Below are 5887 nucleotides of genomic sequence, written 5' to 3'. Positions count from 1 at the left end.
TGCACCCGTTACGTGGCGGTGCACCCGAACAGAAGAGGTGCATTGCCTACGGATCGGGTGCAGCGCCCCGACATACAAGAACAAACGCGGAACTGGCACACTGAACCACTCACTGCCGCACCCCTCCATGCGCAGCTGGGCCCTACTGGCGGCACGCCGCCCACGCCACCACCTGCACTCCGGCCCACTCCGACACCTCCCACACCCTTACATGCGAAGAACCCGATTAGTCGAGGGGTAGCGGCGGGGTCGGCTGGGCTTCGCTCTTACGCAGCGCGGGCAGGCCGATCAGCATGAGGAGGACCATCGCCCATCCTGCGCTGGCCATGGTGAACAGGCCGCCGCGCGCGCCGATAGCGTCGATCGCGGGTCCCGCGACCGCGGTTCCCAGGGAGACACCCAGGCTGATCGAGGTGGACATCCAGGTGAGGCCCTCGGTGAGCTTCGCGGGGGAGACGGAATTCTGGATGATGACGTTGACGTTCGTCATCGTGGGGGCGCAGGTAAGGCCCGTGATGAGGATGACGATGGCCATCGTCCAGACGTTGAAGGCCACGGGGAAGAGGCTCATGCCGATCGCCATCGCGATCACGCCGATCACGAAGAGCTGCCAGGTGGGTCGCCTCCATGTGCGTGCGCCGTACACGAGGGCGGCCGTCAGCGAGCCGATGGAGAAGAGGGCGAGGAGGATGCCGCCGAGCGCGGGGGTGCCCAGCTCCTCGGTGAAGCTGACCATCGACACTTCCATCGCGCCGAACGTCGTGCCCATGCCGATGTAGGTCGCCGCCATGACGAGGACGACGGGCTTGCGGATGACGGACTCGCGCGGGGCGCTCGGATCGTGGGGGATGATCGCGGGCTCGGAGTCACGGCGTGACAGGAACAGGAAGCCGCCCACTGCCAGGCTCGCGATCGAGATGATGAGGCCGGTCGCGGGGTGCACCGCGGTGCCCAGGACGGTGGAGAGCACGGGGCCCACGATGTAGACGAACTCGTCGACGGCGGATTCGAGGGCGTAGGCGGTCGTCAGCTGGCCCGGCTTGTGCAGGATCGTCGACCAGCGCGAGCGCACGAGTGCGCCGGGTGCGCCCCACGTGGCGCCCGCGAGGGCGGCCGGGATGAAGAGCGTCCACGCGGGGGCGTGCATGATGACGGCGGCGACCAGCGCGGACATCGACAGGACCGAGATCGTCCACGCGGGGCCCATGACGCGCAGCTGCCCGTGGCGGTCGACGCGGCGCGCGAGGATGGGCGCGCAGAGTGCCATGACGATGATGCTGACCGCGGCAACGGCGCCGGCCAGCGTGTAGTTGCCGTACTCGGCGCGCACCATCAGGATCGTTGACAGTCCCACCATGGACATCGGCATGCGCAGAACAAGGCCAGCCGCGGAGAATTTCCAGGACTGGTGGTAACGCAGAATGTCAAGATAGGTGCCTAGCATCCATTCATTTTATCACCGGGGCAGCGTCCCGAAAGCCAAGCGACATGGGGCGTACGTAACCATTCGGGCCCTCCGCGAGGGGAGGGGAGACCGCGAAAATAGCCACGGCCTCGTCGAATGGGGACGAGGCCGTGGCCGGAGAGCGGGAAAGGTCTAGTCGGTCACCTCGAAGACGCCGAGCTGTCCCTTTTCCGCCAGGGAGAGCGCGTGGTTGACGAATGCGTAGTGGCCGGCCTCGAGCGGCGTGAACTCGACGAATCCGCCCTCGGCGGCGCCCAGAGACAGGACCTGGCCCCAGCCGCCGCCGGACCCTCCGCCTCGGATCACGTAGGCGCCCTCGCGCCACACGGTGTCGAATTGGGTGCCCACGACGTGGAAGGTGGTCGCCAGGTTCGGGCCCGCGTCCATGACCCACACGCGCACGCGCTCGTTGGTCTTGATCTGAATCGGGTGCGCCTTGTACTGGAAGGGCACGCCGTTGAAGGCCATCGCGTTGGGCTGCAGGGCCGACAGGAGCGAGGCGTCAGCGGGCTGCCCGTCCGCGCCCAGGTAGAGCTCGGAGGCGACCATGACGTACTCGCGGTCGACCTTGTCCAGGTCGGTCGGGTCGATGACGACGGCCCCGAACATGCCGTTCGCGATGTGCATCGACATGGGTGCGGTCGAGCAGTGGTAGAGCCAAATGCCCGCGTTCTTGGCGACGAAGGTGTACTCGAGGGTCTGCCCGGGCTCGATGGAGTGCATGACGTTATCGGGGGCGACGAGGCCCGCGTGGAAGTCCAGCGAGTGGCTCATCGTCCCGTTGTTCACGAGCGTGATGTGGAAGGTGTCGCCGATGTGTCCGCGCAGGATCGGGCCGGGCGCGTCCCCGTTGAAGGTCCACGACTCGCGCGTCAGCGAGCTGGTGACGTTCACGGTCTGCTCGGTGACCGTGAAGGTGTAGTGACGCTCGGTCTCGTTCGTGGCCGGCGGCAGGACCGGGTCGCGCGCGTCGATCGTCGCCGCGTAGTCCGTCAGCGCGGTCGGGGTGGCCGGTCCCGCGGCGGCGTCCTGCCCGTGGTCGTGCCCGTGTCCGGTGTGGTTGTGCCCCGCGTGGCCGCCCGAGGCCGTGGTCCCCGCGGAGGACGAGGAACCCGAGGAGGCGCCCGTGGCCTGCACGTGCAGGGTCATGCCCATCTCGCGGTGTCCGGGCAGGGAGCACCAGCCCTCGACGTCGCCGGAGATGACGCCGAGGTCCAGTTCCTTAGTCTCGCCGGTCGCCAGAGACCCGGAGGTCACGCCCGTCTCAAACACCAGGTCGTGGCGCTGATCCCCCGAGTTCGTGAAGTCGATGATGAGGCGGTCGCCGACCGGGACCTCGATGTGGTTGGGCGTGAAGGCCATGCCCTCGACGCCCACGGACACGCGGGTCGTGTGTCCGGTCGGCGTCACGGACGAGGCCGTGGTTCCCGTCCCCGTTCCCGTGCCCTGCGTCGTGGGTGTGGATGGGTTGGACAGGAAGATCGCCAGCGCGAGCGCCACGACGGAGACGACGCCGATGATTGCGCCCGCCGTGCGGCTCACGGGCGAGTGGTCGCCCGTCGGGCTCATGCGCAGCTTGGGGGTTCCCGCCGCGGGGCCTTTCGGAGCGGATTCCTTCGGCTTCTCGCCTCCCGGCGACGGCGAAGCGGACAGGTTCAGGTCAGCCACGGCGGCCTCCTTGTGTGGTGGGGGATGAAGAGGCGGCGCGCTTGGCGCGCGCCTGGGCCACGCCGCCGCGGCCCAAGAGGACGATGTCAACGAGGTAGGTGGCCAGCAGGACCACCCACGCGGCGGTGGTGAGACGCTCGGCGGAGACGCCACCCAGGGACGCGACAGCAAGGGCGAACACTGCGGCCACGTTGCGAGCCGCCTCCCGGATCGGAGCCCCGGCCTCGAGCACGCTGACGCCGACGCGCACCGCGGACGGGCCGCCGCCAATCACGACGGGCATCAGGTAGGTGAGCGCGCCGACGAAGAGCTGACCCAGCCCAGCCGCGCCCAGGATCGGCATCCACGCGAGGAACGCCGTGCGCAGCCCGGTCGCGTCCGCCGCCTCGAAGGCGCGCAGGGACGCTCCCGCGCCCGCGACGAGAATCCAGGCGGCGCCCAGCATGAGGGACCACGCGCCGTACTCGGCGGGCCCCTTTGTCAGCGCCGCGCGGACCAGCGGAACGCCCACGCCCAGGGCAGCTGCGCCCACGACGACGAGGAGACCCACGGAAGTCACGCGCATCGACCCGGCCACAGCGCCCGTGCCGGCGACGAGAAGCGCCGCCACCCACATGGGCAGGGCGCTCGTCGCGAAGGAAACGGCCCGCGGATCCATGCGCGTGCGCATCGCGGTCGGCCCCAGCGTCACCAGGGTGCCGCCCATCGTCAGGCCCACCCACCCGGCGACACCCGCCAGCGCGTGGGCGACCGTCAGGCGGTCCCGGGCCTCGGCCAGCCACGCGGGAGCGTCCGCGTCGAACATGGCCGCCGTGACGAAACCCGCCAGCGTCGCGCCGACCACCAGGAAGAAGGCCGCCGCGATGTAGTAGCGGATAATGACGGCGAAACGCGAGGCCAGGCGCTCGCGGGAAGCGGTGAGCAGCGCCCACCCGTGCCAGGCCGCGATCGCGCCGACGACGGTCGCGCCCGTGACGGTCACGTGCCACAAGCCCGACCACATGCCGCCGATGAGGAGCAGCAGGGAGAGGTTGAAAGCCGTGATACGCACGGTGTTGTCGCGCCCCGCGCGTCGGTCGTCTGGCGCCAGGTGGGCGAGCGCGCGCGTGAAGTACCAGGACCACTGGAAGATCCCGTTTGACAGGACGCCGAGGGTCACCAGGTGGATCATCGTCCACAGGTTCTGCGGGATGCGGCCTCGGGCGACGATCGTGACAGCCGCGGCAACGGCCGCCGTGCACATCCAGATCGTGGTCACGCGGTCGGTGCGGGGAACGCGGGGCTTGCTCATCGGGCCTCCCGTCCGCCCGAGGACGCGGGAGCCGCAGGCCTGGCCCCGGCCTCGTCCCCGGGCCCGATCTCGCGCGAGGCCGCGCGCGCCCGGCGAATCGTCACCGTCAGCGTCGTGCCCACGAACAGGAGCATGCCGACGACCCCGAGGGTGCCTCCCAGGCGCCACGGGTAGGCGGCCTCGCGCGCGCCCGCGAGGAGGCGGACGAGGAGGGAGAGCTGCAGGAACGCGAAGGGGACCCACATGGCGACGTGGTAGGGGACCTCGCGCCGGGCGACCGCCGGGATGATGACGGGCGCGTGGGCCAGCAGCATGGAGACGACGAAGCCAATCGTGATCGCGTGGACGCCGGCGTCGTAGCCGTATCCGTCGAAGGCGGGCGGCGCGATCATCCACATGAGTGCGGGCACGAGCGCCCACGCGTAGCCGCTCAGCATGCACACGGCCGCCAGGCGCGGAAGGCCCTTCATGCGCACGGTGCCGCGCGCGACGTCGTGCCACGCGGTGTCGGCCATGAGGACACCCAGGCTCAGGCCGATCAGGGGGTAAGCGATCGTGGGGGAGTAGAGCGCGACGGTCAGTCCCACCATGAGTGCGGCGCTCTCGGCTGTGATGCGCCGCTCAGTGGAGCCGGACGCGAAGGCGAGGCGCGCGAGCTCGACGCGCTCGCCGACGATCGTGACGATCAGGAACGCCAGCCACCAGGGCACCGCGCGCGGCGTCTCGAGGCCTCGCCACCACAGGAGGATGCCGCCCAGGCCAATGAGAGCGCCCATCAGCTGGATGAGGACCGCGTGGGTGGCCTGCCGGCGCGCCCACACGTAGCAGTAGATGGCCGTCAGCAGCGCCATGCCGAGGGTGATGAGGAAGCCAGGCATCATCCGTTCGGGCGCGAAGCCGCTCAGGTGGGCGGCGAGGTAGCGGGGGAGCGGAAGGCTCGCGAGGGTGGTGCGCGCGGCCTCGTTCAGGGAGATGACGACCGCGCTGATGCCGCCCGCACCGGTCAGGAGGGGAGCGGCGTAGGCCCACGGGCGTCGCCCGTCGGACTGGAGGGCGACCGCGCGCTCCAGGCAGATCGCGGTGCCCAGGAACCCGTAGATCATGAGGAGTCCGTGCACGGTCCCCAGGCTTGTCGAGGCCACGGGCGCGATGGCTCCCAGGCGCACAAGTGAGGCGTCCAGGCCTGTGAGCAGGGCCGCGCCCGCGAGGATCAGGAAGGCCAGGCGCGCCTTGGGAAGGGGTGGGATCGCTGGGCTCGTGCGCGGTTTTCTTGACGAGGCCGGGGCGTGCTCGCGTGGTCCGCCGTCTCGGGCGGCGGGGCTGGGTGCCTCGCTCATGTGGGCGCTCCTGGTGCTGGTGGGAGGCGTCGGCTCACCGACGTATCGAACTACCACCACGGTAACGGCCAGCGTCCCATATTTCTATGGGTAATCGCCGTGAAAATGGTCCCCGCGCGCCAACTG

The 5887-nt window shown here is 69.9% G+C and carries 4 protein-coding genes; all 4 read right to left on the bottom strand.

The features are described 5' to 3' along the window. Positions 1–226: 226 nt before the first annotated feature. Positions 227–1444 carry an MFS transporter gene (locus O3669_RS10690; RefSeq protein ID WP_371524818.1) on the bottom strand — a complete coding sequence of 406 codons (1218 nt, stop codon included), beginning with the start codon at positions 1442–1444 and terminating at the stop codon, positions 227–229. A 153-nt stretch (positions 1445–1597) separates the two neighbouring features. After that, the gene (locus tag O3669_RS10685; protein WP_371524816.1) at positions 1598–3133 is read right to left on the bottom strand and encodes a multicopper oxidase domain-containing protein; all 1536 of its coding nucleotides are present in this window, start codon (positions 3131–3133) and stop codon (positions 1598–1600) included. Beyond that, positions 3126–4424: a hypothetical protein gene (locus O3669_RS10680; protein WP_371524814.1), complete on the bottom strand. Its 1299-nt coding sequence runs from the start codon at positions 4422–4424 to the stop codon at positions 3126–3128. The genes O3669_RS10685 and O3669_RS10680 overlap by 8 nt, the downstream gene beginning before the upstream one ends. Then, positions 4421–5761, bottom strand: a complete 1341-nt coding sequence (locus tag O3669_RS10675; RefSeq protein WP_371524812.1) for a hypothetical protein — start codon at positions 5759–5761, stop codon at positions 4421–4423. The genes O3669_RS10680 and O3669_RS10675 overlap by 4 nt, the downstream gene beginning before the upstream one ends. Between the last annotated feature and the right edge of the window lie 126 nt (positions 5762–5887).

Source organism: Pauljensenia sp. 20925_1_34, from assembly GCF_041432775.1.
Classification (GTDB): Bacteria; Actinomycetota; Actinomycetes; order Actinomycetales; family Actinomycetaceae; genus Pauljensenia.
Note: the sequence above shows the minus strand (reverse complement) of the source record. Positions and strands in the feature narration are given on the sequence as shown.

What these genes read in the sequence shown, in the direction of transcription:
- O3669_RS10690 (WP_371524818.1), bottom strand. Translation starts at nt 1,444, where the DNA reads ATGCTAGGCACCTATCTTGACATTCTGCGTTACCACCAGTCCTGGAAA.
- O3669_RS10680 (WP_371524814.1), bottom strand. Translation starts at nt 4,424, where the DNA reads ATGAGCAAGCCCCGCGTTCCCCGCACCGACCGCGTGACCACGATCTGG.
- O3669_RS10675 (WP_371524812.1), bottom strand. Translation starts at nt 5,761, where the DNA reads ATGAGCGAGGCACCCAGCCCCGCCGCCCGAGACGGCGGACCACGCGAG.